General features: G+C 70.5%; 23 protein-coding genes, 1 tRNA gene and 1 other RNA gene. 8 read left to right on the top strand and 17 right to left on the bottom strand.

Features of this window, described 5'->3' with window-relative positions; all coding sequences use genetic code 11:
• Window position 1: 1 nt before the first annotated feature.
• Genes ABD161_RS10350 through ABD161_RS10340 form a run of 3 tightly spaced genes read right to left on the bottom strand, consistent with a single transcriptional unit; the run spans window position 2 to window position 2,595 of the window.
• The gene (locus ABD161_RS10350) at window positions 2–1,210 is read right to left on the bottom strand and encodes an anthranilate synthase component I family protein (protein ID WP_344002253.1); all 1,209 of its coding nucleotides are present in this window, start codon (window positions 1,208–1,210) and stop codon (window positions 2–4) included.
• Window positions 1,207–1,779, bottom strand: coding sequence for an anthranilate synthase component II (locus tag ABD161_RS10345; RefSeq protein ID WP_344002250.1), 573 nt, complete (start codon window positions 1,777–1,779; stop codon window positions 1,207–1,209). The genes ABD161_RS10350 and ABD161_RS10345 overlap by 4 nt, the downstream gene beginning before the upstream one ends.
• Window positions 1,780–1,818: 39 nt before the next feature.
• The gene (locus tag ABD161_RS10340) at window positions 1,819–2,595 is read right to left on the bottom strand and encodes an SDR family oxidoreductase (protein ID WP_344002247.1); all 777 of its coding nucleotides are present in this window, start codon (window positions 2,593–2,595) and stop codon (window positions 1,819–1,821) included.
• A 187-nt stretch (window positions 2,596–2,782) separates the two neighbouring features.
• Here ABD161_RS10340 and ABD161_RS10335 point away from each other — a divergent pair, with 187 nt between their 5' ends.
• From ABD161_RS10335 to ppgK, 5 genes are all read left to right on the top strand, one after another.
• On the top strand, window positions 2,783–3,271 hold the full coding sequence (locus ABD161_RS10335) for an NfeD family protein (protein WP_344002244.1): 489 nt from the start codon (window positions 2,783–2,785) through the stop codon (window positions 3,269–3,271).
• A gap of 3 nt (window positions 3,272–3,274) precedes the next feature.
• Entirely contained in the window at window positions 3,275–4,180 is a 906-nt protein-coding gene (locus ABD161_RS10330) for an SPFH domain-containing protein (protein ID WP_344002241.1), read from the top strand.
• Window positions 4,177–4,935 (top strand): glycerophosphodiester phosphodiesterase family protein, encoded by a 759-nt coding sequence (locus ABD161_RS10325; RefSeq protein WP_344002238.1) that lies wholly within the window; start codon window positions 4,177–4,179, stop codon window positions 4,933–4,935. The genes ABD161_RS10330 and ABD161_RS10325 overlap by 4 nt, the downstream gene beginning before the upstream one ends.
• A gap of 121 nt (window positions 4,936–5,056) precedes the next feature.
• A complete protein-coding gene (locus ABD161_RS10320) occupies window positions 5,057–5,434 on the top strand; it encodes an RNA polymerase-binding protein RbpA (protein ID WP_135113167.1) in 378 nt (125 codons plus the stop codon).
• A gap of 96 nt (window positions 5,435–5,530) precedes the next feature.
• Window positions 5,531–6,283, top strand: a complete 753-nt coding sequence (gene ppgK, locus ABD161_RS10315; RefSeq protein WP_344002234.1) for a polyphosphate--glucose phosphotransferase — start codon at window positions 5,531–5,533, stop codon at window positions 6,281–6,283.
• 63 nt (window positions 6,284–6,346) lie between these two features.
• On the opposite strand, the gene rnpB is transcribed toward ppgK, so the two are convergent.
• The 4 genes from rnpB to ABD161_RS10295 all read right to left on the bottom strand — a co-directional run bounded on the left by rnpB (window position 6,347) and on the right by ABD161_RS10295 (window position 9,718).
• An RNA gene (gene rnpB, locus ABD161_RS10310) (RNase P RNA component class A) lies at window positions 6,347–6,723 on the bottom strand.
• 46 nt (window positions 6,724–6,769) lie between these two features.
• A complete protein-coding gene (locus ABD161_RS10305) occupies window positions 6,770–8,596 on the bottom strand; it encodes a bifunctional 3'-5' exonuclease/DNA polymerase (protein ID WP_425560869.1) in 1,827 nt (608 codons plus the stop codon).
• Window positions 8,511–8,990 (bottom strand): reverse transcriptase-like protein, encoded by a 480-nt coding sequence (locus tag ABD161_RS10300; protein ID WP_344002228.1) that lies wholly within the window; start codon window positions 8,988–8,990, stop codon window positions 8,511–8,513. The genes ABD161_RS10305 and ABD161_RS10300 overlap by 86 nt, the downstream gene beginning before the upstream one ends.
• Window positions 8,987–9,718 carry a zinc ribbon domain-containing protein gene (locus ABD161_RS10295; protein ID WP_344002225.1) on the bottom strand — a complete coding sequence of 244 codons (732 nt, stop codon included), beginning with the start codon at window positions 9,716–9,718 and terminating at the stop codon, window positions 8,987–8,989. Before ABD161_RS10295 ends, ABD161_RS10300 begins: the two co-directional genes overlap by 4 nt.
• A gap of 143 nt (window positions 9,719–9,861) precedes the next feature.
• On the opposite strand from ABD161_RS10295, the gene ABD161_RS10290 reads away from it, so the two are divergent.
• Window positions 9,862–10,827 carry an LLM class F420-dependent oxidoreductase gene (locus tag ABD161_RS10290; RefSeq protein ID WP_344002222.1) on the top strand — a complete coding sequence of 322 codons (966 nt, stop codon included), beginning with the start codon at window positions 9,862–9,864 and terminating at the stop codon, window positions 10,825–10,827.
• A 33-nt stretch (window positions 10,828–10,860) separates the two neighbouring features.
• Here the strand turns inward: ABD161_RS10290 and ABD161_RS10285 are convergent, their stop codons facing one another.
• The 10 genes from ABD161_RS10285 to ABD161_RS10240 all read right to left on the bottom strand — a co-directional run bounded on the left by ABD161_RS10285 (window position 10,861) and on the right by ABD161_RS10240 (window position 21,345).
• Entirely contained in the window at window positions 10,861–12,333 is a 1,473-nt protein-coding gene (locus ABD161_RS10285) for an FGGY family carbohydrate kinase (RefSeq protein ID WP_344002219.1), read from the bottom strand.
• A 43-nt stretch (window positions 12,334–12,376) separates the two neighbouring features.
• Window positions 12,377–13,186, bottom strand: a complete 810-nt coding sequence (locus ABD161_RS10280; protein ID WP_344002216.1) for a BtpA/SgcQ family protein — start codon at window positions 13,184–13,186, stop codon at window positions 12,377–12,379.
• Window positions 13,183–13,986: a DeoR/GlpR family DNA-binding transcription regulator gene (locus ABD161_RS10275; protein WP_344002213.1), complete on the bottom strand. Its 804-nt coding sequence runs from the start codon at window positions 13,984–13,986 to the stop codon at window positions 13,183–13,185. Before ABD161_RS10275 ends, ABD161_RS10280 begins: the two co-directional genes overlap by 4 nt.
• On the bottom strand, window positions 13,986–15,323 hold the full coding sequence (locus tag ABD161_RS10270) for an amidohydrolase family protein (protein WP_344002210.1): 1,338 nt from the start codon (window positions 15,321–15,323) through the stop codon (window positions 13,986–13,988). Before ABD161_RS10270 ends, ABD161_RS10275 begins: the two co-directional genes overlap by 1 nt.
• Window positions 15,320–16,951 carry an ABC transporter ATP-binding protein gene (locus tag ABD161_RS10265; RefSeq protein ID WP_344002509.1) on the bottom strand — a complete coding sequence of 544 codons (1,632 nt, stop codon included), beginning with the start codon at window positions 16,949–16,951 and terminating at the stop codon, window positions 15,320–15,322. Before ABD161_RS10265 ends, ABD161_RS10270 begins: the two co-directional genes overlap by 4 nt.
• 49 nt (window positions 16,952–17,000) lie before the next feature.
• Window positions 17,001–18,092 (bottom strand): BMP family ABC transporter substrate-binding protein, encoded by a 1,092-nt coding sequence (locus tag ABD161_RS10260; protein ID WP_344002207.1) that lies wholly within the window; start codon window positions 18,090–18,092, stop codon window positions 17,001–17,003.
• Window positions 18,089–19,102, bottom strand: coding sequence for an ABC transporter permease (locus ABD161_RS10255; RefSeq protein ID WP_344002204.1), 1,014 nt, complete (start codon window positions 19,100–19,102; stop codon window positions 18,089–18,091). Before ABD161_RS10255 ends, ABD161_RS10260 begins: the two co-directional genes overlap by 4 nt.
• Complete coding sequence (locus tag ABD161_RS10250; RefSeq protein ID WP_344002201.1) at window positions 19,099–20,229, bottom strand: ABC transporter permease; 1,131 nt, start codon at window positions 20,227–20,229, stop codon at window positions 19,099–19,101. The genes ABD161_RS10255 and ABD161_RS10250 overlap by 4 nt, the downstream gene beginning before the upstream one ends.
• 221 nt (window positions 20,230–20,450) lie before the next feature.
• A tRNA-Val gene (locus ABD161_RS10245) sits at window positions 20,451–20,526 on the bottom strand.
• A 24-nt stretch (window positions 20,527–20,550) separates the two neighbouring features.
• The gene (locus tag ABD161_RS10240; protein ID WP_344002198.1) at window positions 20,551–21,345 is read right to left on the bottom strand and encodes an MOSC domain-containing protein; all 795 of its coding nucleotides are present in this window, start codon (window positions 21,343–21,345) and stop codon (window positions 20,551–20,553) included.
• A 125-nt stretch (window positions 21,346–21,470) separates the two neighbouring features.
• Here ABD161_RS10240 and aceE point away from each other — a divergent pair, with 125 nt between their 5' ends.
• Complete coding sequence (gene aceE / locus ABD161_RS10235) at window positions 21,471–24,197, top strand: pyruvate dehydrogenase (acetyl-transferring), homodimeric type (RefSeq protein ID WP_344002195.1); 2,727 nt, start codon at window positions 21,471–21,473, stop codon at window positions 24,195–24,197.
• Window positions 24,198–24,204: 7 nt separating this feature from the next.
• Entirely contained in the window at window positions 24,205–25,458 is a 1,254-nt protein-coding gene (locus ABD161_RS10230; RefSeq protein WP_425560867.1) for a PucR family transcriptional regulator, read from the top strand.
• The last annotated feature ends 118 nt before the right edge of the window (window positions 25,459–25,576 follow it).

Raw genomic sequence — 25,576 nt, 5'->3', positions numbered from 1 at the left:
GTCACGCCTCGAGAGCGCGCAGCAGGCGCTCGGCCTTCCAGCGCGACTCCGTGTACTCGTCCTCGGCCGTCGACTGCACAGTGACGCCGCCCCCGGTGCCGAGCGTGTACGTGCCCGATCCGTCGGTCAGCAGCGTCCGGATGATCACGCCGAGATCGGCGCGGCCGTCACCCGAGATCCAGCCGAGCGCCCCCGCGTAGGCGCCGCGCGGGCTGGCCTCCACCTCGTCGATGATCTGCATCGTCCGCAGCTTGGGGGCGCCCGTCATCGACCCGGCCGGAAACAGGGCGCGCAGGGCGTCGATGCTGGACACGTCGGCACGCAGCGCACCGCGGACTGTCGACACGAGCTGGTGCACCGACGCGTACGACTCGACCGCCATAAGCGTCGGCACCTCGACCGTGCCGACATCGCACACCTGCGAGAGGTCATGCCGCAGCAGGTCCACGATCATCAGGTTCTCGGAGCGGAAGCGCTGGTCGGTGCGCAGCAGCTCGGCGGCGGCGGCGTCCTCCGCCGCGGTCGCCCCGCGCGGGGTGGTCCCCTTGATCGGCTTCGCCTCCAGCGTGCGCGCCGTGCCGCGGGCGTCGATCCGGGCATAGCGCTCCGGCGACGAGCCGGCGACGAAGGCGCGGGCGCCGGGCACGTCGTGGTGCACGTACGCCGCGTAGGGGGCGGGATTCACCCGCCACAGGCGCGTGAAGGCCTCGAGTGGTGTCAGGCTGCTGCGGGTGGTGGCGCGGTAGGTCAGGTTCACCTCGTACGAGTTGCCGGCGTGGAGGTGCTCCTGCACGGAATCGAACGCGTCGCGGTACCACTGCGGCGCGGGTTCGTGGACGGTTCCGCCGCGGTGCTGCGCGGACGTCGCGGGCAGCTCGAGGGACTCCACGTGCGACGGACGCATCCACACCGCGTCGGGCAGGATGTCGTCGGGCCGCGCCGGCAGATCGGAGCGCGCGGCATACCCGAAGTAGCCGTACCACCGGTCGTCCGGCGACCCGGCCGCGGTCTCGCCGGCGAGCACGTCGAAGATGTCGTCGCCGACCACCTCGCGCCCGCCCGCGACGTGGCGCGTGACCTCGCGGCGGCGGGCGTCGTAGGTCAGCGACACGTCGTCCGGCTCGAGCCAGGCGAGCTGCGGCCCGCCGTCACCCGCGTGAAGCCAGACGCAGCGGCCGCTCCCGGCGGCCTGCGCGATCCGGTCGGTCATGCCGCACCGAGGAAGTTCCGCACGATCGTCTCGCCGTGTTCCGTGAGGATCGACTCGGGGTGGAACTGCACTCCCGCGATCGGCAGGGCGCGATGCGCGACGCCCATCACGAGACCCGTGCGCTGGTCCGTCGCCGTGACGACGACGTCGTCGGGCAGCTCGAGGGCCGCGAGCGAGTGATAGCGGATGGCCCGGAAGCCGTCGGGGACGCCGGCGAACAGCCCCGCGCCGTCGTGGCGCACGGTCGCGTCGATGCCGTGCCCCGGGTCCACCCGCTCCACGCGTCCGCCGAACGTCGTCACGATGCCCTGCATGCCGAGGCACACCCCGAGCACCGGCTTCTCCCCCGCGCGGAGCACCTCGCGCCCGACGGCGAAGTCGTGCGGGTCGGCCGGATGGCCTGGGCCCGGCGACAGCACGATGAAGTCGTGCGCGAGCACTTCGGCCGCCGTGCACTCGTCGTGCTCGACGACACGCGGCAGCGAGCCGGTCACCCCGGCGATCAGGTGCACGAGGTTCCCCGTGTAGCTGTCGTGGTGGTCGATGACGACCACGTCGTGCGAGGGCATGGACCTATTGTGGGGCCCGCCGCACCCGCGCGACGCCCGCTACTCGGAGGCGAAGGCGCTGACGTCGCCGACGAGGCGGGTGTTGTCGGCCGGCACCGGGTCGACCGCGGCCCGCGCGACCTCGGCGGCGAACTCCGACACGTTGTACAGCTTCCCGGCCGACTCGCGACGCTGCGCGATGGCCCCGGGGTTCGCGCGCTCGAGAAGCGTGGCGGTGATCGTCCCCTCGATCATGTCGCCCGAGACGACGGTGAAGCCGATCCCCTTCTCGGCGAGCGCCGGGATGCGCTCCCGCAGGGCGTCCTCGCCCGCGCGCTTCGACAGCGCGACGGGCTCGTACTCGGGCATGGTCGGCGTCGTGCGGATGAAGTGCGCCTGGTGGCTCGTCACGAAGACCACCCGCGATCCGTCGCCGAGCAGCGGCTCGGCCGCCGTCAGCACGCCGACCTGCGCGTCGCGGTTGAGCGTGAGGGCGTAGTCCGCGGCCATTCCCGACTCCATGCCGCCCGAGGCGTTCAGGACCAGGATGTCCAGCGTGCCGAACTCGTCCTTCACGGCCGCGAACATCGCCTCGACCGACGCGGGATCGGTCAGGTCGGCGCCGACGACGAGGGCGCGGACGCCGAGCTCGCGCAGCTTGGCGGCGAGCTTCTCCGCGCGCGGCGCCTTGTTGCGGAAGTTGATGACGACGTCCGCGCCGGCCTGCGCGAAGTAGCGCACCGTGTCCGCGCCGATGCCGCGGGAGGAGCCGGTCACGAGGGCGACCTTGCCCGCCAGGGTGCCGGGGGCGATGGGCTGCGAGGGGGCGTCGGTCACGGTGTCTCCTGGAGCGGACGAGCGGATCGGGCGCGCGTCGCGAGGTCATCGCGACGCGACCCTGGGGTCTGTTCGACAGTACCAACGCGGCACCGCGGAGCCCTGTCGCGAGCCTCCAATGTCGCGGCGCTCCGGTTGTCCGTCCCGGCGTCGTCGGCCGCTGGTAGGGTGCGAGCAAGGAGGCCCCATGGACTTCGCAGTGTGGGAATTCATCGGACAGTGGGCGTGGGTCGGCTGGATCGTGCTGATCGCCCTGTTCCTCGCGATCGAAGTCATGGCGAGTGAGCTGACGTTCCTCATGCTCGCCCTCGGCTCGGCCGCGGGAATCGTGGCGGCGCTCGCCGGCGCGCCGGTCTGGCTGCAGGTGATCATCGCGGCTGTCGCTGCCGTCGCCGGTCTCACGCTGCTCCGGGCCCCGCTGCTGCGCCGGCTGCGCCGCAGCTCCGACCCGCAGAAGTTCAACGTGGATGCGCTCATCGGCCTGAACGGCATGGTGACCGAGACCGTGACGGCGATCGGCGGCCGCGTCAAACTCGCGAACGGCGACTCCTGGTCGGCGCGCGTCCAGACAGGCGGCGAGCTTCCCCCGGCCACCCCGGTCGTTGTGCAGCAGATCAACGGCGCCACGGCCATCGTGGCCCGAGCGACCGCGACGACACCGACCCCGGAGAGCTGACTCATGCCAGACATCGGAGCGATCCTGCTGTGGATCCTCGCCATCGCCGTCGTGATCTTCGTGATCACGGTGCTCGTCCAGGCGATCCGGATCGTGCCGCAGAGCGAGGCGTTCATCATCGAGCGCCTCGGCCGGTACCACCGCACCCTCTACGGCGGGCCCCACCTGCTCATGCCCATCGTCGACCGCACCCGCGCCCGCGTCGACCTCCGCGAGCAGGTGGTCTCGTTCCCGCCGCAGCAGGTCATCACCGAGGACAACCTGTCGGTCGCGGTGGACGTCGTCGTGTACTTCCGCGTCACGGATCCGCGCGCCGCGACGTACGAGATCGCCAACTACCTCGGCGCCGTCGAGCAGCTCTCGATCACGACCCTCCGCAACGTCGTCGGCGGCCTGAACCTCGAGGAGGCGCTGGTCAGCCGGGACCTGATCAACGGCAAGCTCAGCGCGACGCTCGATGAGGCGACAGGCCAGTGGGGAATCAAGGTCGGCCGCGTCGAGATCAAGGCGATCGACCCGCCGGCCACGCTGCGCGATGCGATGGAGAAGCAGATGCGCGCCGAGCGAGACCGGCGCGCCGCCATCCTCACGGCCGAGGGCCAGAAGCAGTCGCAGATCCTCGTCGCGGAAGGAGCCCGCCAGGCGGAGATCCTCAAGGCCGAGGGCGACAAGCAGGCGCAGGTGCTGCGCGCGCAGGGCGAGTCGGAGGCGATCCAGAACGTCTTCAACGCCATCCACGCCGGCGCGCCGGACGACAAGCTGCTCGCCTACCAGTACCTGCAGACGCTGCCGAAGCTCGCCGAGAGCCAGTCGAGCAAGCTGTGGATCATCCCGAGCGAGCTGACGGAGGCCCTCAAGGGCATCGCCGGCGGCTTCGGCCGCGGCACGACCCCGTCGGATCGCCCGTGACGCACCCGTACCTCACCGGAACGCCCCATCCGCGGGTGCTCGCCCACCGTGGCCTCGCCGTGCCGGGTGATCACGTCGCCGAGAACTCGTTCGCCGCCATCGCCGCCGCGCACGCCGCGGGCGCCGCGTACGTCGAGTCCGACTGCCACGTGACGGCGGACGGTCACGTTGTGCTCTTTCACGACGACACGCTCGAGCGCGTGACGGGCGACCGCCGCGCGATCGCGGAGGTCTCGCTGCGGGAGCTTGCGCAGCAGATGGAGGGTCTCGGCGGCCTCGCGACCCTCGAGCAGTCGCTCGATGCGTTCCCCGAGACGCGCTTCAACCTGGACGTCAAGGCCGGGGCAGCCGCGGTGGGCGTCGGCAGGCTCGTCGCTGAGCACGCCGACCGCGTGCTGGTGACGAGCTTCTCGGATCAGCGACGCCGGATCGCCATGGATGCGGCCCTCCCCGCGCGCCCGGCGATCTCGCCCGGTTCCCGCACGATCACGCGCATCGTCGCGGCCGTGGGCGCCGGCCTGCGACCGGTGGCGATGCGGCTGCTTCGCGGGTTCGATGCCATCCAGATCCCCGAGCGCCAGGGCGCGATCCGCGTGCTCACCCCTCGGCTCATCCGGTGGGCGCACGACGCCGGCGTCGAGGTGCACGTCTGGACCGTCAACGACCCGCAGCGGATGCGGATGCTCGTGGCGATGGGGGTCGACGGGATCGTCACGGACCGGGCGGATCTCGCGCTGGAGACCCTCACCCGCTGAGCCGCGCGGCCCATCTCTCATCACGCTGGGATTCGGCTGGGAAACCCTCACCGGAGCGCGCACTTCGGATGATGCGCACAGGCGCGAGCGTTATACCTGGGACCGACGAGAGGACCACACAATGGCAGATCGCAGCCTTCGCGGAATCCGACTCGGCGCCCAGAGCCTCCAGAGCGAGGAGGGCGTCGTTTTTATGGAGCGCACCCAGCACACGTACCACTGTGCCGCGTGTGATCGCGACACCACGCTCACCTTCGCGGCCGACGCCGAGGCCCCCCAGACCTGGGAGTGCCGCGGCTGTGGCGGCGAGGCGCTGCTGAAGATCGACGGTGGCACCGTCGAGGTCGACCACAGCGGCGACAAGGCCGCACGCACCCACTGGGACATGCTGCTCGAGCGCCGCACCCTCCCCGAGCTGGAGGAGATCCTCGCGGAGCGCCTCGAGTTCGTCCGGGCCCGCCGCGGCGCCGGCGACGAGGCGCGCGCCAAGTCGGCCTGACCGATCACACAGAGACGACGCCGGCCCATCGTGGCCGGCGTCTTCTGTTGTGATCGAACGTCAAGCACTCCCCTGCGGCTCCCATAGGCTGTGACCATGGCGAAGAGCGTGGACCGGGCCGTCGGCATCGACATCGGCGGCACCGGCATGAAGGCCGGCATCGTCGACCTCGTCGACGGTCAGCTGGTGAGCGAACGAGTGCGGATCCCCACCCCCGAGGGCGCGAAGCCGAAGGACGTCCTGGCGACGGTCCAGCAGCTGCTCGACAAGCTGGGGTCGGATGCCGACGAGCTGCCCCTGGGCATCTGCTTCCCGACGATCGTGAAGAACGGCCGCACCCTGTCGGCGGCGAACGTGTCGAAGAAGTGGATCGGCTTCGAGGCCGACCGCTTCTTCGAGGAGGGCCTCGGACGCCCGATCCACTTCGTCAACGACGCGGATGCCGCGGGCCTCGCCGAGCTCCGCTTCGGCGGCGCCAAGGACCAGCCGGGGCTCACCATCCTGACGACGCTCGGAACGGGCATCGGATCGGCGTTCCTGTTCGACGACGCGCTGGTGCCGAACACCGAGCTCGGCCACCTGCAGTGGAACGGCGACTCCATCGAGCGCTACGCAGCCCCGACCGCGCGCGAGCGCGAGAACCTGTCGTGGGAGGAGTGGGCGGGTCGCCTGCAGGAGTTCTACGACCACGTGGAGTTCCTCTTCTCCCCCGACCTCATCTTGGTCGGCGGCGGCGTGTCGAAGAACCCCGAGAAGTTCATGCCGATGCTGAAGACCCGCGCCGAGATGCGGATCGCGACGCACGCGAACAACGCCGGCATCATCGGCGCCGCGTCGCTGTCCCTCTGACCCCGTAAGCCGCACGCGCCCGGATCCGACTGGATCCGGGCGCGTCTTCGTTCACGGCTGAGGCGAATGGGCCGGCCTGTACGCCGGGTTCTGTTCCGGGGCTTTCGCCCCTTCGACGACCATCTCTCTCGGCGACACGTTGCCGTGCCGCTCTAGCGACCTACCCGGGGACTCGGCGGGCCGCTTCGACGTCCCCTGTCTGGTCTTGCTCCGGGCGAGGTTTACCGAGCGGATCGCGTCACCGCGACCCCTGGTGGTCTCTTACACCACCGTTTCACCCTTACCGGGCGCCCTTTCGGGTGCCCGGCGGTCTGCTTTCTGTGGCACTGTCTCGCGGATCGCTCCGGGTGGGTGTTACCCACCGCCCTGCCCTGTGGAGCCCGGACGTTCCTCGGCGCGCGGCGGCGAACCGCCCGCGACGCGGTCGTCCGGCCGACCCATTCGCATCCGCCAGTCTACGTCGCCGAGATCGGAGGATCCCGCCGGTCACTCCTTGGCGGCGCTGTCGGAGATGCGCAGGTCGAGCGGGAAGTCGATGGGGAACGAGCCGAACAGCAGGCGGCCGGCCGCCGCGGCAGATTCGCGCAGGGCCTCGGCTGCGGCTTCGGCCTGTTCGGCCGGGGCGTGGATCAGCACCTCGTCGTGGAGGAAGAACGCAAGGTGCGCGCGCCGCGCGAAAGCCGGCCCCGAGGCCGGCGCGGCGTCGGCCGGCGCCACAGGCGGCAGCTGCGCCAGCCGCAGCCGCAGATCGGCGAGCCACGCCAGCGCCCACTCCGCCGCGGTCCCCTGCACGATGTAGTTGCGGGTGAAGCGCCCGCGGTCGCGCGCGATGCGACGCGCGCGGTTCTCATCCGCCGCCGACGCACCGGGACGCGAGGCGCGCTCCTGAGCCGAGCGCCAGGCCTCGTCCGGCCCCGGACTCGTGCGGCCGAGCCAGGTGGCGACGACCCCGCCGTCCTCCCCCGTTCGCGCAGCCGCGTCCACCATCCCCATCGCCCGCGGGTAGGCCCGGCGCAGACGCGGGACGAGCCGGCCCGAGTCGCCGGTGGTGGCGCCGTACATCGCACCGAGCACGGCGAGCTTCGCCTCGGCGCGCGTGCTGACCGCGCCGTCCGCGACGATGCCCTCGTAGAGATCGCGCCCGCGCGCGGCATCCGCCATCCTGTCGTCCCGCGACATCGCGGCGAGCACACGCGGCTCGAGCTGGGCGACGTCCGCGCCGACGATGCGCCACCCCGGATCGGCGCGCAGCGCCCCGCGGATCTGACGGGGCAGCTGCAGCGCGCCGCCTCCCGAGGACGCCCATCGGCCGGTCACGACCCCGCCCGGCACGAAGACCGGACGGAACCGCCCGTCGTTCACCCACTCGTCCAGCCAGGCCCAGCCGTTGGCCGTCAGCAGCCGTGCGAGGCGCTTGTACTCGAGCAGCGGAGGGATCGCGGGGTGCGCGATCTCACGCAGCTCCCACTTGCTCGTCGAGTCCACGAGGATTCCCGCGCTGTGCAGTGCGCGTAGCAGGCGCGGCGGCGAATCGAGCGAGGCGGCCGGGTCGTCGAGCGCCTCGCGCACCTCGGCGGCGAGACGCGCCATGTGATCGGGCACGCCGCCGGCCCGACGGGCGCCCAGCACCTCGGTCAGGATGCGGCGGTGATGCTCGGCGTCCCACGGCACCCCGGCGACGCGCATCTCGGCGGCCACGAGCGCGCCGGCCGACTCGGCGGCGAGAAGCAGGCGCATCCTGCCGGGGTCCGGCGCGAGTGGCACCGCCGCGTCTTGGCGGTCGAGCTCGGCGAGCACCTCGGCGATGTCGTCGCGCCCTCTCTCGGATCCCGTGCGATCCAGCGCGAACAGCGCGTCGTCATCCGGGCCCTCGGCCGTGCCGATCCCGTCCCATTCCGTCGCCGCGCGCAGGGCGGATGCGCTCGGCGCCGCCTCGCGCAGGATCGCGTGCGAGAGCCGAAGGTCGTGGCAGCGCACGACGCGGACGCCGGCCGCCAGGAGCTTCGGGTACCACTCGGTCGTGCTCGACCACACCCAGCGGATGGCGCGGCCCGCGTATGCGGCCTCCGCTTCCCGCGCGGCGACCCAGGCGGGCAGCTCTGCCGCCGTCAGCGGCCGGCGGCCCCGCTCCCCCTCGCGGGCGAGCACGAGCGCCACGATGCCGCCGCCCGCGGTGCGCCCGAGGGCGATGCGATCCGCGTGTGCCCACGGCGAGGCGTCCGCCGGTTCAGAGGAGGAAGTCACCGCCCACGGCCTCGGGTGCAGGGGCGGGCACGCCGCCGTCGAGATCGCGGCGGAAGCTCGCTCGCGCATCCATCGCCTCGTTGGCGGCGGCGTCCGCCAGGCGGTTGTCGTTGCGCGGGACCCACTCGAAGGTGACCGTCCGCCCTGCCGCCAGCTCGCGCGCGCGGCGGGCGAGCGTCTGCATGTCGGGGTGCTTGATCTTCCAGCGGCCGGTCATCTGCTCGACGACGAGCTTCGAATCCATCCTCACGTGGATGGCCGCAGGGTCGCGATCGAGCGCCGCCTGGATCCCGGCGATCATCCCGTTGTACTCGGCGACGTTGTTCGTCGCGATGCCGACGTAGACGCCGACCTCGGTGAGCACCGCTCCGGTGGCCGGGTCGATCACCACCGCGCCGCCGGCAGCCGTGCCGGGGTTGCCGCGCGAGCCGCCGTCGGCCTCGACGATGAGGGCTCCGGTCACAGACCGGACTCCGCGGTGCGCACCATGATGCCGCCGCACTCGGGGCACAGCGCGACCTCGTCGTCCGGGGTCGATCGGAGGACCGCGAGGTCGCTGGGCGAGAGGGTCATGTTGCAGGCGCCGCACATGCCGCGCGTGAACACGGCGGTGCCCGTGCCGCGCGACGCGAGCCGCTCATAGAGGGCGAGAAGGTCGGCGGGGGTGCGCCCGGCAACCGCTGCGCGGTCGCGCGTCAGGGTGGCGAGGTCGGCCGTCGCCTGCGCCACGATTCCCTTCGCCTCGGTGCTCAGGCGCTGGCCCTCGGACGTGACCTCGTCGAGGAGCGCCTGCTGCTCGGCGGCGGCCGCCTCGGCGGCTTCGAGCTTCTCCATCACCTCGAGCTCGGCGTCCTCGAGGTCACTGCGGCGCTTCTCGAGGCTGGCGATCTCGTGCTCGAGCCCCTGGGCGTCCTTCGGGCTGCTGGTGGCGGCGAGACGCTCCACATCCCGCGCCCGACGCGCGGACACGACGGCGACGTCGCCTTCGATGCGCTTCAGCTCCGCGCGCAGGTCGTCGCGCGCTCCCGCCTTCTCCGCGAGCTCGCGGCCGAGGGTCGTGCGCCGGGCGATCAGCTCCTGCACGCGTGCCGCCTGGGGCGGGTTCTTGCGCGCGGACTCCGCCTGCGCGATGCGGCGGTCGATGTCGACGACGTCGAGCAGGAGGAGCTGGTCTGCGGGGCTGGCTTTCACCCTTCCAACCTACCCCGGCACCCGCCCGCCGCACGGGCGGAGGTTGCCCGATGAGCGGCGCGTCCGCAACCCCCGTGCGCCCGCCGCCCGAGACTCGTAACGTCGCCCGTGGACGCTGACCGACGCGCACGACGGAGGATCCGATGACACGTTTCGGCTACACCCTGATGACCGAGCAGAGCGGACCGCGCGCGCTCGTCCGCTACGCCCAGCAGGCGGAGGATCTCGGCTTCGACTTCGAGGTCTCGAGCGACCACTACTCCCCCTGGCTCACCAGCCAGGGGCACTCCCCTTACGCCTGGAGCGTGCTGGGCGCGGTCTCGCAGGTGACCTCCCGCGTGGACCTGATGACCTACGTCACCTGCCCGACGATGCGGTACCACCCGGCGGTCGTGGCGCAGAAGGCGGCGACGATGCAGCTTCTGTCCGAGGGGCGCTTCACCCTCGGCCTCGGGTCCGGGGAGAGCCTCAACGAGCACGTCGTCGGCGAGGGGTGGCCGGGGGTCGACCAGCGACAGGACATGCTCGTCGAGGCGATCGAGATCATCCGCGCGCTGCACACCGGCGACCTCGTCACCTATGACGGCGCGTACTTCCGCGTCGACTCGGCGCGGGTCTGGGACGCCCCGGACGGCGGGGTCCCGCTGGGAGTCGCGGTGTCGGGCGACAGCTCGCTGTCGAAGCTCGCGCCCCTGGGCGATCACCTGATCGCGGTGCAGCCGGAGGCGCAGCTGGTCACGGGGTGGGATGAGAAGCACGAGGGCGAGTCGCGCAAGATCGGCCAGGTGCCGATCAGCTGGGATCCGGATCCGGATGCGGCCGTCGCCCGCGCTCACGATGAGTTCCGCTGGTTCGGCGGTGGGTGGGCGGTCAATGCCGACCTGCCGACCCCGGCCGGGTTCGCGGCGGCGAGTCAGTTCGTCCGGCCGGAGGACGTCGCGGCGTCGATCCCGTGCGGACCGGATCTGGACGCGCTCGCGGAGGGCGTGCGTCCGTTCCTCGACGCCGGGTTCACCGACATCGCGATCGTGCAGATCGGCGACGAGAAGCAGCAGCAGTTCCTCGACGAGGCGGCGGGCCCCCTGCTCGAGCGCCTGCGCGCGCTCTGAGCTCGGCCCGTCGTCGCGGAGTCGTCGCAACCGCTATAACCGGGCTATCGCCCGGGCGGTGGAGGCGGTCGCGTCGGACAGCTCCCGCCAGATCTCGTACGCGCCGTCGTAGCGCGCGACCAGCGCCGGGTCGGGGTCGATGGTCTCGCCCTCGGATACGAAGCGTGTGACATCGGCCCACCCGCGCACCGCACCGACTCCGACCGCCGCGGCGACGGCGGCTCCGAGACTCGCGCCCGGATGACCGAGCACGGTTCGCAACGGCACGCCCATGACCGACGCGTGGATCGTCTTCCACAGTCGCGACGTCGCCCCGCCGTTCGTGACCGTGGCTCGATCGAGGGCCAGCCCGGCGTCGCGCATCGCGTCGGCGTTGTGGCGGAAGCCGAAAGCGATGCCCTCGAGTGCCGAGCGATAGAGGTCGACGCGGTCGTGTCCCAAGTGGATCCCGGCGAAGACGCCCCGTAGATCCGGGTCATTGAGCGGGCTCTTCTCGCCGAGGAAGTAGGGAAGGCAGAGGATTTCCGCCGCCCGGCGCCCGCTTGCCTCGGCATCCATCGCGGCGAGGTCTGTCGCACCGATGAGTGTCTGGATCCAGCGCACGAGGCTTCCGCTCGTCGCCATGCAGCCGTTCGGCAGCCACAGCCCGTCGACGGGATGCGCGTCGAGATAGAACCGGGCATCGACGAGCGGCGTACGCGACACGGAGAGGATGTCGCCCGCTCCCCCGAGCTTGAGCAGCCAGTCGCCCTCCGCCGCCAGCCCGGCCGCATAGGCGGACAGCACGTGGTCGGCTCCGCCGACCACGAGGGCCACCTCCGAGGACAGACCGACCCGAGCAGCGATGGACGGGTTCAGTGTGCCGACGACCTGACCCGGCTCAGCGACGGTAGGCACCCGATCGCCCACGCCGACGACTCGGTGAGCGGGAAGGAAGGAGTCCCCGCCGACGGTGGACAGGCCTGCCTCCAGTGCCCAGTTGCGCTCGACGTGGGGTTGAGCTCCGAGCGCCAGCAGCAGCCAGTCGTACGAGCCCATGACGTGCTCGGTTCGCTCCCAGATCTCAGGCTCGTGTCGCGCGAGCCAGAGGGCAGTGGGCGCTACGGACTGTTGCGTGACGGGCGAGCCGGTGTTGAGGAGCGGTTCATCCTGCGCCAGCGACCGTGCGAGCTCCTCGACTTCACGCGATGCGCGGGCGTCGTTCTGCAGTATTGCCGGGCGCAGCGCATGGCCGGACACATCCACGCCTACGACAGCGGGAACCATCCCCGTCGTGGCGACGGCCACGACGTCGGAGGGGGTGACGGCTGGTGAGTGCGTCAGGGCGCCGAGAACTTCGATGACGTTGGTGAGCCACTGGCTCGTCGATGCCTCGGCCCAGCCCGGCCGCGGCGACCACAGCGTGTTCGCACGGGTCTCCTGTGCGAGGAGTCCGCGGTCGGGGTGAAGGGCGACGGCTTTGACGCCGGTCGTGCCGATGTCTAGGCCGATAGTCACCTGTGCCATTCCTGCACCTTTCCGGTCCCGTTTCCGTTGAGCGCCTCGTTCCTCAGCGTGCCGGCGCCTTGGCGGCGTCGACGAATGCCCTCGCCCGGGAAGGGTCGACCGGATTCCATGTGCGCCCGTCCACCTTGAGCGACGAGCCGACGATGCAGCCGTCGGCGATGGCCAACATGGAGGCGATCGTGTCGGCCTGGGCTCCCGTGTTCAGCAGCACCGGGACGTCCGACGGTACGGCCTCGCGCACCTCGCGCAGCACCGACTGGTCAGGTCCGGCGCCGGCCATCGGACCCGACACGAGGATCCCGTCGGCCAGGCTCGACACGACGGTGCTCTTGGCGATCTGGGCGAAGCTGCGGCCGCCGAGCGGTGAGGCGAACTCCGGGGCGATGTTCATGAGGATGGCGATGTCGTCGCCGCCGAGCCGCCGCCGTTCGCGCAGGGTGGCCGCCGCGTCGGTGTTCCAGAGGCCCATGTCTGACTCCCAGACGCCAGTCACGACTTCACGGAGGAAGCTCGCCCCCGTGGCGACCGCGGTCGCCAGAGCGACGCTCGGGTCCCAGAGGAAGTCGACGCCGAACGGGACGGAAACCGGGCGACACTCCGCAACGACGCGGGTCAACACCGCCGCCGACTCCGGCCCCGCCTTCAACTGGTACGGCCGGTCGTTCTCATTGCAGAACATCACAGCGTCGAAGCCCGCGTCGATGAGCACCTCCACGTCCCTCCGCACCGAGTCGACGATGCCCTGAACGCCAGCCGCGGCGTCGTAGAGCGGCGTGCCGGGCAGCGCGGGCAGGTGGGCCATGGCGATGAGCGGCTTGTCGATGCCGGCGAAGATCGTAGCGAAGCGGGTCATGCGGTCTCTCCTCGTGAAGCGATGGGGTGGGGCGCGGGAACGACGACGACGTCGGCGCCACCGGCTCTTGCTGCGACGACGGTGGGGTGGTCTGACGAGGCGTCGGTGACGAGGGTCGACACCACCGTCAACGGGGCGACCGTGACCAGGTGGACGCGGCCGAGCTTCGCGGCCTCGACGCCGACGATCACGCGAGTCGATGCCCGTACAGCGGCCTGTTTCACGCTCGCCTCCTGCGGGTGGTACTCGGTCAGGCCGCGCTCGGCGTCGACGCCGGCTACCCCCGCGATGTAGGTGTCGCAGTTGTAGCGGCCGATCATCTGCTCGGCGTCGGGCCCGATAAGGCTCAGCTCACCGGGCCGCACCAGGCCGCCGATGAGCAGCACCTGTGTGTCCGGCTCGTCGGCCAACTCCTGAGCGACTCCGATGCTCGGCGTGAGGACGGTCAGACGGAGACCCCTGCCCCGGACGGCGCGAGCGATGGCGAGCACGGTGCTGCCGCTGTCGAAGAGCACGGTCTCCCCTGGTCGCAACAGCGCTGCCACCTCCTCGGCGATGTGCTCCTTGCTGTCCGCTGCCCGGCCGGCGCGCAAGCCGTAGGAGGGCTCGAATGCCGTACCGCTGAGCGCGATGGCTCCGCCGGAGACCCTGCGCACGATTCCCTGTGTCTGGAGCGCCTCAATGTCCCGGCGGATGGTCATCTCAGAGACCCCGAAGGACTCTGCCAGCTCGACGAAGGACACCTCGCCGGTTCGAATCACCTGCTCTTCGATCGCCGTGCGACGCTGTGCGACATCCATCAGCGCGTCCTCTTCGACTCGGCGGCGCGCATACGCCGAAGAAGAGTGTCGTAGTCGCGCTGCTGCTGCGCCAGCGCCGCTGGCACGTCGAGTGTGCCCACGGCGCGGTCCCGCATCAGCCATCGGCCGCCCACCATGGCGGACCCGACCGAGGCTCCGGAGGTGCAGTACACCAGCGCCGACTCGAGGCTCTGGGCGCCCACGGGTCCGCGATACACCTCGTCGACCGGAATCGCGATCAGGTCCGCGACCGCGCCGGGCACCAGCCGCCCGTCGTCGGGGCCCCCGTCAAGGGCACGGTGGCCGCCGACCGTCGCGATGGCGAGGATCTCCCGAGAGGTGACCTGGTTCGGGACCTTCGAGGCGAACGTCGCCAGCTTCCCGAGTGTCCGCATCTCCTCGAAGAGGTCGGCGGTCGTATTGTTGCACGGGTTGTCCGAGCCGATCGCGACGTTGACGCCGGCGTCGAGCGCCTCACGGACGGGCGCGGCCGGGGCTCCGCTGACCATCGCGACGGACGGGATGATCGAGATCGTCGCCCTGGTTCCCGACAGTATCGGCAACTGCTCGGCCGGCAGGGTGTTGCAGTGGGCAAGGATCAGGGGGAGCTCGAGGAGGCCGAGGTCCTTCATGACCGCGAGCGCCGGACGGCCGTACTCGGCGAGGCAGTGCTCGTCCTCCTCGCTGGAGGTCGAGAAGTGCGCGTGCAGGCCCACCCCGAAGCGCTCCGCCATCTCGACCTCAGCCCGGATCGCTTCCGGCTGGTTGTCGACGAAGAAGGCGTGCGGGCCGACCCAGCCACGGACGAGCGGGTCGTCGAGCGAACTCGCGATGAACGCGGCTGTTGCCGCGAGCTCGCGGGCACGGGCATCGTCGTCCCCGAGCTCGACGATGCCCCAGGCGATGCGAGCGCGCAGCCCGGACTCGACGACGGTCGGCATGATCTGGTCGGCGTAGAAGTATTGGTCGGCGAACGCCGTGGTGCCGTGCCGGATCATGTCGGCGCAGGACACCGCGACCGATGCGCGAACCATGTCCGGGGTGAGGTGCGCCTCGCGGCTTCGGAGGGTCCCGAGGAAGCCCGCCATGGTCAGCAGGGAGACCCCTTCCGCCACCCCGCGCATCAACGACATGGGTGTGTGGGCGTGCGAGTTGACGAGGCCGGGCATCACGATCGCCTCGCCCAGGTCGGTGACGCCCGTCCCGGATGGCCGGGGACCCGTCACCGCGGCCGTCGAGACGATGCGGCCCTCGTTGACCTCGATCACACCGGGTGAGAGTACTGTGCCCTCCGCATCGCCGGTCCAGACGTGGTCGGCGACGATGAGCTCGGTCACAGGCGGTCCTCCTGTCTGATTGGGTACGTGTCGAGGCTCGCGCCTCGGGTGCTTGCAGTGTCGACGGCTGGAGGCCCGGGGACGGCAGCGGATCCGGAAGCCTCGGTGGCTGGATCGAGTGATCCGCCGGTCATCAGCCGGCCGAGCCGATCACGGTCGACGTCGGCGCGGTCGTACGGGCCCAGCAGTGCCCCGTCATACATCACGGCCACTCGGTCGGAGAGGGCGAGGACCTCCTCCAGCTCGGTGGACACGAGCAGGACGGCGCTGCCCTCCGCTCGCGCAGCCGAGAGGGACCGGTGCACGAACTCGATGCTGCCGACGTCGAGTCCGCGTGTGGGCTGGTTGGCGAGCACCACCTTGGGGCTCCCGCTCAACTCGCGCCCGATGACCACCTTCTGAAGATTGCCGCCAGAGAGCGATCCGACGACGCGGGAAGGCGCTCCCCCACGGACCTCATAGGCGGCGATCAGCTGCTCGGCGAAGCGACGCCGCTCACGGCGACGGATGACGCCGCGGCGGGAGAAGCGGGGCGACCGGAACGAGGTGCTGACGGCGTTCTCCTCGAGTGTGGCCTGCAGGTTGAGCCCGACATTCATGCGGTCTGCGGCGATGTGGGCGACTCCCACGCCGCGCACCTGAGCGGGTGAACGGTGGGTGATGTCGGTCCCGTTCAGCCGGATCCATCCTGACGCCGGCGGCTGGAGTGCGGCCACCGCTTCGACCAGCTCGTCCTGCCCGTTGCCGCTGACGCCCGCGATGCCGAGGATCTCTCCGGCGCGCACCTCGAGTCGGACGTCGTGCAGGCCAGGGCTGCCCTCTGCGGTGGGCGGAGCCGAGACGGCGTCGAGCTCGAGCAGGACCTCTCCCGGCACCGCCTCGCTCCGATCAGTCGCGAGCAGCACCTCGCGCCCCACCATGAGGCGAGCGAGATCGGCGTCCGAGGCCTCTCCACGGGCCAGGTTGCCCACTACCCGGCCGCGACGCATCACGACGATGCGGTCGGCGACCGACTGGACCTCGGGAAGCTTGTGGGAGATGAACACGACCGAACGACCCGATGCTGCGAGCGAACGCACCAGTACGAGCAGGTCGTCGGCCTCGCTAGGGGTGAGGACGGCCGTCGGCTCGTCGAGGATGAGCAGCCGAGCGTCCGCGGCCAGGGCCTTGAGGATCTCAACCCGCTGTTGTGCGCCGACCGGCAGATCGCGGACCAGCCGACCGGGATCGATAGCGAAGCCCATCTCGGCCGCGAGCTCCGCCACCCGCCGCTCGGCAGCGGCATTGTCGAACAGTCCGAAGCGCACCGGCTCTCGTCCCAGGAGCACGTTCTGCGCCACGGTGAAGGAGGGCACGAGCGCGAAGTGCTGATGCACCATGCCAAGGCCATGGCGGATGGCATCCTGCTGGCTGTGGATGGCCACTTCCCGGCCGTCGATGAGCACGGAGCCCGCGTCCGGAGAGTGCACCCCGAAGAGGAGGTTCATGAGGGTGGTCTTGCCCGTGCCGTTCTCGCCGATGAGGGCGAGGACTTCACCTGCCGCCACCTCAAGCGAGACGTCGGCGACTGCGAGCACGCCGGACGCGGCGAAGTACTTCCGCAGCGCGCGGATCTCGAGCCGGGGCATCTCGCCCGAAGTGGAGGTCATCGATGTGTCCTGTCGAGTCGACCGACGGTCAGCCGGTGAGGCCCACCGAGGCGCAGGCGTCGCTCGTCGGATCGTTGAGAGCGTCGCAGATCTCGAGCTCGCCCTCGAGGATCTGCTGCTGCAGGCCTTCCACCTCGGTGACCAGGTCGGGGACCATGCCCGCAAGCTCTTCGGGGCCCTCGTCCTGGAAGACGGTGGAGCCGTCGGTCCAGGAGAGGCCGGTGACGCCCTCAGCCATGCCGGCGGCCACGAAGCCCGACTCGAACTGATCGTTCATGGCGGCCTCGATGAGGTTGTAAGTCGTCTGGTCCACCCGCTTCACGACCGAGACGATCACGGCGCCGGGGGCGTTGCCGTCCTGGTTCGAGTCGACGCCGATCGCGTAGGCGCCCTCCTGGGTTGCTGCGGTGAAGACGCCTTGACCACTCAGGCCGGCGACCCCGAACACGATGTCGTTGCCACCCTGGTAGAGCGCCAGCGCGGCCTCTTGGCCGACGGACGGGTCGGAGAACTCGCCGTTCAGGTAGCTCGGGGTGACCGTGCAATCCGGGCATGCGGCCAGCACGCCCTGCTTGTAGCCGTAGTAGAACTGGTTGAGCCCGGGGTTGTCGATTCCCAGTACGGCGCCGACCTTCTTCGTCTGGGTCATGCTTCCTGCCACGAAGCCGCCGAGGAAGCTGCTCTCGTGAACGTTGATGGAGAACGCCTGCACGTTCTCCGGCAGCTCGTCGACGAAGATGTCGCTCGGAACGCCGAACAGCTGGTTAGGGTTCTCGTTCGCCACAGCCAGCAGCGAGTCGGGGTCGAGACCCGGAGCGATGATGATGTTCGGCTGCGTGGCGACGGTCGAGCGGATGACGCCCTCCTGCTGCGAGACCGACTCAGCCTCCACGACCCGGCCGGTGACGCCGAGCTCCGCCTCGGCGAGCTGCGTTCCCGCGATGGCAGAGTCGATGAATCCGCCGTCCCCGGCGGCGCCCGGGGTGATGAGCGCATAGGTGAAGGTGTTCTCGTCGCCCGACCCGACTGCATCGGTCGAGGCCCCGCCGGAGCACCCGGCGAGAAGCGCGGTGGCCGCGAGGGCGGCGAGGGAGGTGAGTCCTATCCGGTGCCGTGTCATGAGGTCTCCTTGAGTTCCTGGTTCGTGGTGGTTGTCGGTGCCGAAGGTGCGACGGGAGCAGGTGGACCAGGATCCCGGCGTCGCCCGAGTGGGATACGGCTGCTCCGTCTCCACAGTCGAGCGAAGGAGCCGCGCGACTTCGCGCGAAGCCCGACCAACACGAGAGCGACGAACGCCGCTCCCTGCGGGAGGAACTGGGTGACGTTCGGGGGGATATCGAACGCCTGGAGGCGGATGCTCGCGGCGCTTGCGAATCCGAACACGGCGGCCGCTGGCACGACGAAGGCCGGCCGGTTGAAGGCGAGTAGCGCGGCCGTGATGCCGATCCACCCCCGGTCGCCGCTCATGTTGCGCGTGAAGAGGCCGAGATCGCCGACCGAGAGGAATGCGCCGCCGATGCCGGCGCAGATACCCGCGACGAGCAGTGTGACGGCCTGGGTCCAGCCGATCCGGATGCCGGCTGAAGCTGCGGCGATGGGCGCTTCGCCGACGGCGAGAAGGTGACGGCCGCTTCGCGTCCGGAAATAGATTCCGACGAGGATCGCGGCGATGAGCGAGAGGTACACCAGCCAGTTGAGCCGGTCGAGAACCGGACCGATGAAGGGCAGCTCCGAGAGGAATGGGATCGTCGCGGGTGGTATCCGCTCGAGGCCGGCCGGATGGAACGTGCCCACCCCGCCGAAGTAGGACCGCATCAGATACACGGTCAGCTGGAGGACGAGGATGTTGAGACCGATGGCGAGGACGACGAGGTCGACGCCGAGGCGATTGGCGCCGGCCATGATGAGGCCGATGGTCGCTCCCGTCAGGGCACCGGCGAGCACGCCGATCAGGTTGTCGCCGGTGGCCGCCGCGGCGAGGATGCCGACGAAGGCCCCGGCGAGCATCTTCGACTCGATGGCCAGGTTGAGGACGCCCGCCCGGGCGCTGAGCAGCGATGCGATGGCGCAGAACAGGATCGGCGTGGTGAGACGTATCCCGCTGTTGAGGAAATCGGCAAGGGCGTTCATGCGACATCGACCGCCGTCCTGTCAGCTGGTTGCTCAAGCCCCTTGCGGGAATCGATCGCGCGGTTCGCGCGCCGTCGAGACAACCACCGCTCCCATCGGGTGAGCAGCGGCGCCTGGGCCGCAATGAACACGATCATGAGGGCGAGAACGGTGGAGCCGATCTCACGCGGCACGCCGAGGACGATCTGCAGCCCGTTGACGGCGCCCACGGTGATTCCGGCGTAGAGGATCCCGAGAAGGCCCGCGCCGATGGCAGTCGTGCCGCTGAGGATGGCTGCGGTCAGGCCGGTGAAGCCAGTTCCATCCGAGAACCCTTCGATGACCCGGTAGTTCGTGCCGAGCACCTGGACACCCCCGCCGAGGCCGGCCAAGGCGCCGCCGAGGAGTCCCGCCCGGATCACGCTCGCAGCGCTCGACATCCCGGAGTAGCGAGCGAAGGCGGTCGCCTCCCCTGACATCCGCTGCTCGTAACCGGCGGTGGTGCGACCGAGGAAGAACCACACCGCGGCCACGGCGAGGACGGCGATCACGAAGGCGAGACCGAACTTCGTCGAGATGTCGAACAGCGGCAGGCGTGCCTCGTCGCGGACGACGTGGGTGTAGCCGACGGTGCTCGCCTCTGCGCGCAGCGGGTAGTTGACGAGGAAGTCGAGGAGGAGGCCTGCGATGGCGTTGAGGACGATGGTGATGATGAGCTCGTTGACGCCGAGGAAGATTTTGAGGATCGCGGGGATGACGCCCCAGAGCGCCCCGATCAGGGCCGCTGCCGCGAGGCTCGCCACGGGTGCGACGCCGGCGGGAAGCGGCAGCAGGTACCCGGCGACGGCGCCCGCGAGCCCTCCGAGCGCGTACTGCCCCTCCTGGCCGATGCTGAAGAGCCCGGTGCGGAGGGATACCACGGCGCCGAGTGCGCACAGGATGATCGGCGAGGAAAGCGCGAGTGTTCCGCCGAGGTTGCAGTAGCCGGGGTTGCAGCTGAAGCCGGCCTGCACCACCGTGCTCGCCGCGGCGAACGGCGACTCCCCGAGCATCGCGACGAGAACGCCCCCGACGATGAGCGCGGCGAGGATGGCGAGGACCGGCAGGCCGACGCGACGGAGGCTGCTCTCGATCGCGTCGCGGTCCATCGTGCTCCTGCTCTGTTCGGTCCCAAGAACGGGACCACCCCAGCTTGGAACGCCGTTGTTACCGATTCACGCGAAGCGAGTTTCCTTGGTGTTACAAATTCACAGGCGATCCAGGGCTCGACCCGTCCATCCACGCGGCAGCACCGACCCACGGAGGCAAGCTGTCCGCGGACAGGAAGGGGTGAAGCCCGCTGACGTGGCGGTCTTGAGCATCCAATGTGTGGTGGGCCCTGCCGGGATCGAACCGACGACACCCTGGGTGTAAACCAGGTGCTCTACCAGCTGAGCTAAAGGCCCGTCCTCCGAGTCTACGGGCGCGCCTCAGCCGATGCGGACCTCGTCGCCCACCCGGATGACGCCACCCCCATCGGCGGGCAGCAGCAGGATGCCGAGGGTCGGCGCGTCCTGCCCGATGTCGCGCGTGAGCGTCTGCAGCAGTCGCGCGTCGCGCTCCCCCGTGTCCGGATTCGCGTGCACCGCGACGCAGCGCCCGATCGGCTGCTGCACCTCGAACGCCACGTCGCCGATGGTGACGCGCCCGGTCCATCCGAGTTCGGCCCACGCCGCGACGCCGTCGAGCACGACGTTCGAGCGGAACCGTCGGTCGTCGACCCGCGCATCCGTGATCGCATCCAGCGCGGCGACGGACGCGCTTCCGTGCAGCGAGACGTAGCCGCGCGGGCGGTCCTGGAACCGCGACGCCACGCCATCACCCACGAGGCGCAGCGGCAGGCGTCCCTCGGCGCGGAGGCGACGGCCGTCCGGCGTGCCCAGCACATAGGCGGTGACGGCGTCCGTGAGACGCTCGCGGCCCTCCTCGTCGAGGCCCTCATCTGCCAGCACGTCGTCTCCCAGGGCCACGCGCACGCGCTGCCCCGCGGCGTCGTACGTCACCCCCAGCCGGGCGAGCCCCGGGAAGTCGACGAGCGCGAGCCCGCGGGTCTTGGGCCAGTAGTCGAGCCCGTCGCGGTCTTCCGGCACCGCCGAGTCGGCGAACCGGAACGCGAGCACCCGGTCGCCCTCGACGCGCTCGTCCGGGCCGACCGTGAGCGTTTCGCGGGGCTCAGGCGTGAAGCCCTTCAGCGGATAGCGGAACAGGGCTCTCACGTGCGGCACCCGTCCATCCTGCACCCTTGCGGGGTCTAGGCTGAGAGGCGATCACGCGTGCGCTCGGACCCATCGGCGCGCGCGCAGGCATGTACGCGAGGCACGACCTGCCCCGCTCGACGAAAGGGAATCCGGTGGCTGTACACGACCAGGATCCGTACTCGCAGGGACCGCAGGACAGCGATCCGGAAGAGACCAGCGAGTGGCAGCAGTCGCTGGATGAGCTCGTCGACGCGAAGGGTCATCAGCGGGGTCGCGAGATCATGCTGAGCCTGCTGAAGCGGTCGAAGGATCTGCACCTGGGCGTGCCGATGGTGCCGACCACCGACTACGTCAACACCATCGCGCCCGAGGACGAGCCCGGCTTCCCCGGCGACGAGGAGCTCGAGCGTCGCTATCGTTCCTGGATCCGGTGGAACGCGGCCCTCACGGTGCACCGCGCGCAGCGGCCCGGCATCGGCGTCGGCGGCCACATCTCCACCTACGCGTCGTCCGCCTCGCTCTACGAGATCGGCTTCAACCACTTCTTCCGCGGCCAGGACCACCCGTCCGGCGGCGACCAGATCTTCGTCCAGGGACACGCCTCCCCCGGACCGTACGCCCGCGCGTTCCTCGAGGGACGCCTCACCGAGGCGCAGCTCGACGGCTTCCGTCAGGAGAAGTCGGCCGGCGCGAACGGCATCCCGTCGTACCCGCACCCGCGGCTCATGCCCGAGTTCTGGCAGTTCCCGACCGTCTCGATGGGACTCGGCCCGATCAACGCCATCTACCAGGCGATGACGAACAAGTACCTCGCCAACCGCGGCATCAAGGACACGGCCGACAGCCACGTCTGGGCGTTCCTCGGCGACGGCGAGATGGACGAGGTCGAGAGCCGCGGCCAGCTGCAGGTCGCGGCCAACGAGGGCCTCGACAACCTCACGTTCGTCGTCAACGCGAACCTCCAGCGCCTCGACGGCCCGGTGCGCGGCAACGGCAAGATCATCCAGGAGCTCGAGAGCTTCTTCCGCGGCGCCGGCTGGAACGTCATCAAGGTCATCTGGGGCCGCGAGTGGGACGACCTGCTCGCGCGCGACAAGGACGGCGCGCTGCGCAACCTGATGAACGTGACGCCGGACGGCGACTTCCAGACGTACAAGACCGAGTCCGGCGCGTACGTCCGTGAGAACTTCTTCGGCCGCGACCCGCGCGCGCTCGAGCTGGTCAAGGACTACTCCGACGACCAGATCTGGGGTCTGCGCCGCGGTGGTCACGACTACCGCAAGGTCTACGCGGCCTTCAAGGCGGCCCAGGAGCACAAGGGCCAGCCGACCGCCATCATCGCCCACACCATCAAGGGCTACGGCCTCGGGCCGCACTTCGAGGGCCGCAACGCGACCCACCAGATGAAGAAGATGACGCTGGACGACCTCAAGCTGTTCCGCGACACGATGCACATCCCCGTCACGGACAAGCAGCTCGAGGACGACCCGTACCGCCCGCCGTACTACCACCCGGGTGAGAACGACGAGACGATCCAGTACATGCTCGAGCGCCGCCGCGCGCTGGGCGGCTTCCTCCCGGAGCGCCGCAGCAAGTACACCCAGATCCCTCTTCCGCAGGACAAGGACTACGCCCTGATGAAGAAGGGCTCCGGCACGCAGGAGATCGCCACCACCATGGCGTTCGTGCGTCTCGTGAAGGACCTGCTGCGCGTCGACGGGTTCGGCAACCGCATCGTGCCGATCATCCCGGATGAGGCGCGCACGTTCGGCATGGACTCGTACTTCCCGACCGCGAAGATCTACAACCCCCACGGCCAGAACTACACCTCGGTCGACCGCGCGCTCCTCCTCGCCTACAAGGAGAGCCCGCAGGGACAGATCATCCACGTCGGCATCAACGAGGCCGGCGCGCTTGCGGCGTTCACCGGGACGGGCACGACGTACGCCACGCACGGCGAGCCGCTGATCCCGATCTACATCTTTTACTCGATGTTCGGCTTCCAGCGCACCGGCGACGCCCAGTGGGCGGCCGGCGACCAGATGGCCCGCGGCTTCATCATCGGCGCGACCGCCGGACGCACGACCCTGACGGGTGAGGGCCTGCAGCACGCCGACGGCCACTCGCACCTGCTGGCCTCGACGAACCCGGCGACCGTGTCGTACGACCCGGCGTACGGGTACGAGATCGCGCACATCGTGCGCTCGGGCATCGAGCGGATGTACGGCGGCCAGCACGAGGACCCCAATGTGATGTACTACATCACCGTCTACAACGAGCCGATCGTGATGCCGGCCGAGCCGGAGAACGTGGACGTCGACGGCATCGTGCGCGGCATCCACCGCATCTCGGAGGGCCAGGGCGACGGCCCTCGCACGCAGCTTCTCGCGTCGGGCGTGGGCGTGCCGTGGGCGCTCGAGGCACAGGAGCTGCTCAAGAACGACTGGGGCGTCGTCGCCGACGTCTGGTCGGTGACCAGCTGGACCGAGCTGCGCCGCGACGGCCTCGCCGCCGACGAGCACAACTTCCTGCACCCCGAGGCGGAGCCGAGGACGGCGTACATCACCGAGAAGCTCAAGGACGCCGAGGGCCCGGTCGTCGCCGTCAGCGACTTCATGCACGCCGTGCAGGACCAGATCCGGCCCTGGGTGCCGCAGCGTTACCTGACGCTCGGCGCCGACGGCTTCGGCTTCTCGGACACCCGCGCCGCGGCCCGTCGCTTCTTCAAGATCGACGGCCCGTCGATGGCGGTGCGCGCCCTGCAGGGCCTCGCCGACGAGGGCAAGGTCGACCGCAGCGTGATCGCCCAGGCGATCGAGAAGTACCGTCTGCACGACGTCAACGCCGGCACCTCGGGGAACGCCGGCGGGGAGAGCTGAGCTCTCAGTGAGTCAGGACGCCACGCCCGTCGAGGGCACGGCATCGGGTGAGGGGGCCGCTCTCGACAAGACGGCCACCCTCGCCTGGCTGCGCCGGATCTCCGGCGACCTCGCGACGGCGACCACGACACGGCTCGAGCAGTCGCTGTCGTGGTACGCCGGGATGCCGCCCGCGCGCCGCTCGGCGGTGGGCCTCGTCGCGCAGGCCGGCATCACGTCGTTCATCCAGTGGTACGACGACCCCACGTCGACGCCCTGGATCGCGGCCGACATCTTCGCGGCGGCCCCGCGCGAGCTGCTGCGGAGCGTCAGCCTGCAGCAGACGCTGCAGCTGATCCGGATCACCGTGGAGGTCGTCGAGGAGCGCGTCGCGTCGAAGAGCGAGGACCTGCGCGAGGGCATCCTCCTGTACTCGCGTGAGGTCGCCTTCACGGCTGCCGACGTCTATGCGCGCGCCGCGGAATCGCGGGGCCTGTGGGATGCGCGCCTCGAGGCGCTCGTCGTCGATTCCATCCTCACGGGCGAGGCCGACGAGGAGCTGCCGAGCCGGATCGCCGCGCTCGGCTGGCACGGCCACGGCCAGGCCTGCGTGCTCGTCGGCACCGCTCCCCCGCAGTTCGATGTCGACCAGGTGCGGCGCACGTCGCGCAAGCTCGGCGTGGATGTGCTCGTGGGCGTGCAGGGATCGCGTCTCGTGATCGTGATCGGCCGGGCCCAGGAGGCGGACGCCGACGAGGAGACCGAGCCCGAAGGCATGCCGTTCATCGAGGTCGCCCGTCACCTCGAGCCCCTGTTCGGCGAGGGCTACCTCGTGCTCGGGCCGACCGTTCCCGCACTCGTCGACGCGAGCCAGAGCGCCCGCGCCGCGCTGGCGGGATTCGCCGTGGCGCGCGGCCGGCGCCACGCCCCTCGTCCGGTCGAGGCCGACGATCTGCTGCCCGAGCGGGCGCTTGCCGGCGATCCCGTCGCGAAGCAGACCCTTGTGGAGCGGATCTACCGCCCGCTCGCGGCGCACTCCACCGACCTCGTCACGACCCTGTGGAGCTACCTCGACAACGGCCGATCGCTCGAGGCGACGGCCCGCGAGCTGTTCGTCCACCCGAACACGGTGCGGTACCGCCTCAAGCGGGTCAGCGACGTGATCGGCTGGGATGCGACGGGCCCGCGCGAGGCGCTCATCCTGCAGACCGCGATGATCCTCGGCTCCATCGGATCGGCGGACGTCGGCCGCCGCCGCGCCGCGGTGCGCCGCCCTCGCTGACCTGTTTCTCGGCTCGCTTCGCTCGCGCCCAATCCTGGCTACCGCCCGCTGTGCCCCTCTGGGAGCGCCAGCGACCGTGCCGCGGATGCGGCCAACCAGCGCGCCCCGGATGGAGCGA

It is taken from the genome of Microbacterium paludicola, from assembly GCF_039529675.1.
GTDB classification, from domain to species: Bacteria; Actinomycetota; Actinomycetes; order Actinomycetales; family Microbacteriaceae; genus Microbacterium; species Microbacterium paludicola.
The sequence above is the reverse complement of the archived record's forward strand: the minus strand, read 5'-3'. Positions and strand labels throughout refer to the sequence as shown.

Bases quoted from the DNA above. Each gene is read 5' to 3' on its own strand.
- ABD161_RS10255 (WP_344002204.1), bottom strand. From the start codon at position 19,102: ATGAACGCCCTTGCCGATTTCCTCAACAGCGGGATACGTCTCACCACG.
- ppgK (WP_344002234.1), top strand. From the start codon at position 5,531: ATGGCGAAGAGCGTGGACCGGGCCGTCGGCATCGACATCGGCGGCACC.
- ABD161_RS10250 (WP_344002201.1), bottom strand. From the start codon at position 20,229: ATGGACCGCGACGCGATCGAGAGCAGCCTCCGTCGCGTCGGCCTGCCG.
- ABD161_RS10320 (WP_135113167.1), top strand. From the start codon at position 5,057: ATGGCAGATCGCAGCCTTCGCGGAATCCGACTCGGCGCCCAGAGCCTC.
- ABD161_RS10345 (WP_344002250.1), bottom strand. From the start codon at position 1,779: ATGCCCTCGCACGACGTGGTCGTCATCGACCACCACGACAGCTACACG.
- ABD161_RS10260 (WP_344002207.1), bottom strand. From the start codon at position 18,092: ATGACACGGCACCGGATAGGACTCACCTCCCTCGCCGCCCTCGCGGCC.
- ABD161_RS10280 (WP_344002216.1), bottom strand. From the start codon at position 13,186: ATGACCCGCTTCGCTACGATCTTCGCCGGCATCGACAAGCCGCTCATC.
- ABD161_RS10275 (WP_344002213.1), bottom strand. From the start codon at position 13,986: ATGGATGTCGCACAGCGTCGCACGGCGATCGAAGAGCAGGTGATTCGA.
- ABD161_RS10330 (WP_344002241.1), top strand. From the start codon at position 3,275: ATGCCAGACATCGGAGCGATCCTGCTGTGGATCCTCGCCATCGCCGTC.
- ABD161_RS10290 (WP_344002222.1), top strand. From the start codon at position 9,862: ATGACACGTTTCGGCTACACCCTGATGACCGAGCAGAGCGGACCGCGC.
- ABD161_RS10335 (WP_344002244.1), top strand. From the start codon at position 2,783: ATGGACTTCGCAGTGTGGGAATTCATCGGACAGTGGGCGTGGGTCGGC.
- ABD161_RS10305 (WP_425560869.1), bottom strand. From the start codon at position 8,596: ATGCGCGAGCGAGCTTCCGCCGCGATCTCGACGGCGGCGTGCCCGCCC.
- ABD161_RS10350 (WP_344002253.1), bottom strand. From the start codon at position 1,210: ATGACCGACCGGATCGCGCAGGCCGCCGGGAGCGGCCGCTGCGTCTGG.
- ABD161_RS10265 (WP_344002509.1), bottom strand. From the start codon at position 16,951: ATGCCCCGGCTCGAGATCCGCGCGCTGCGGAAGTACTTCGCCGCGTCC.
- ABD161_RS10285 (WP_344002219.1), bottom strand. From the start codon at position 12,333: ATGGCACAGGTGACTATCGGCCTAGACATCGGCACGACCGGCGTCAAA.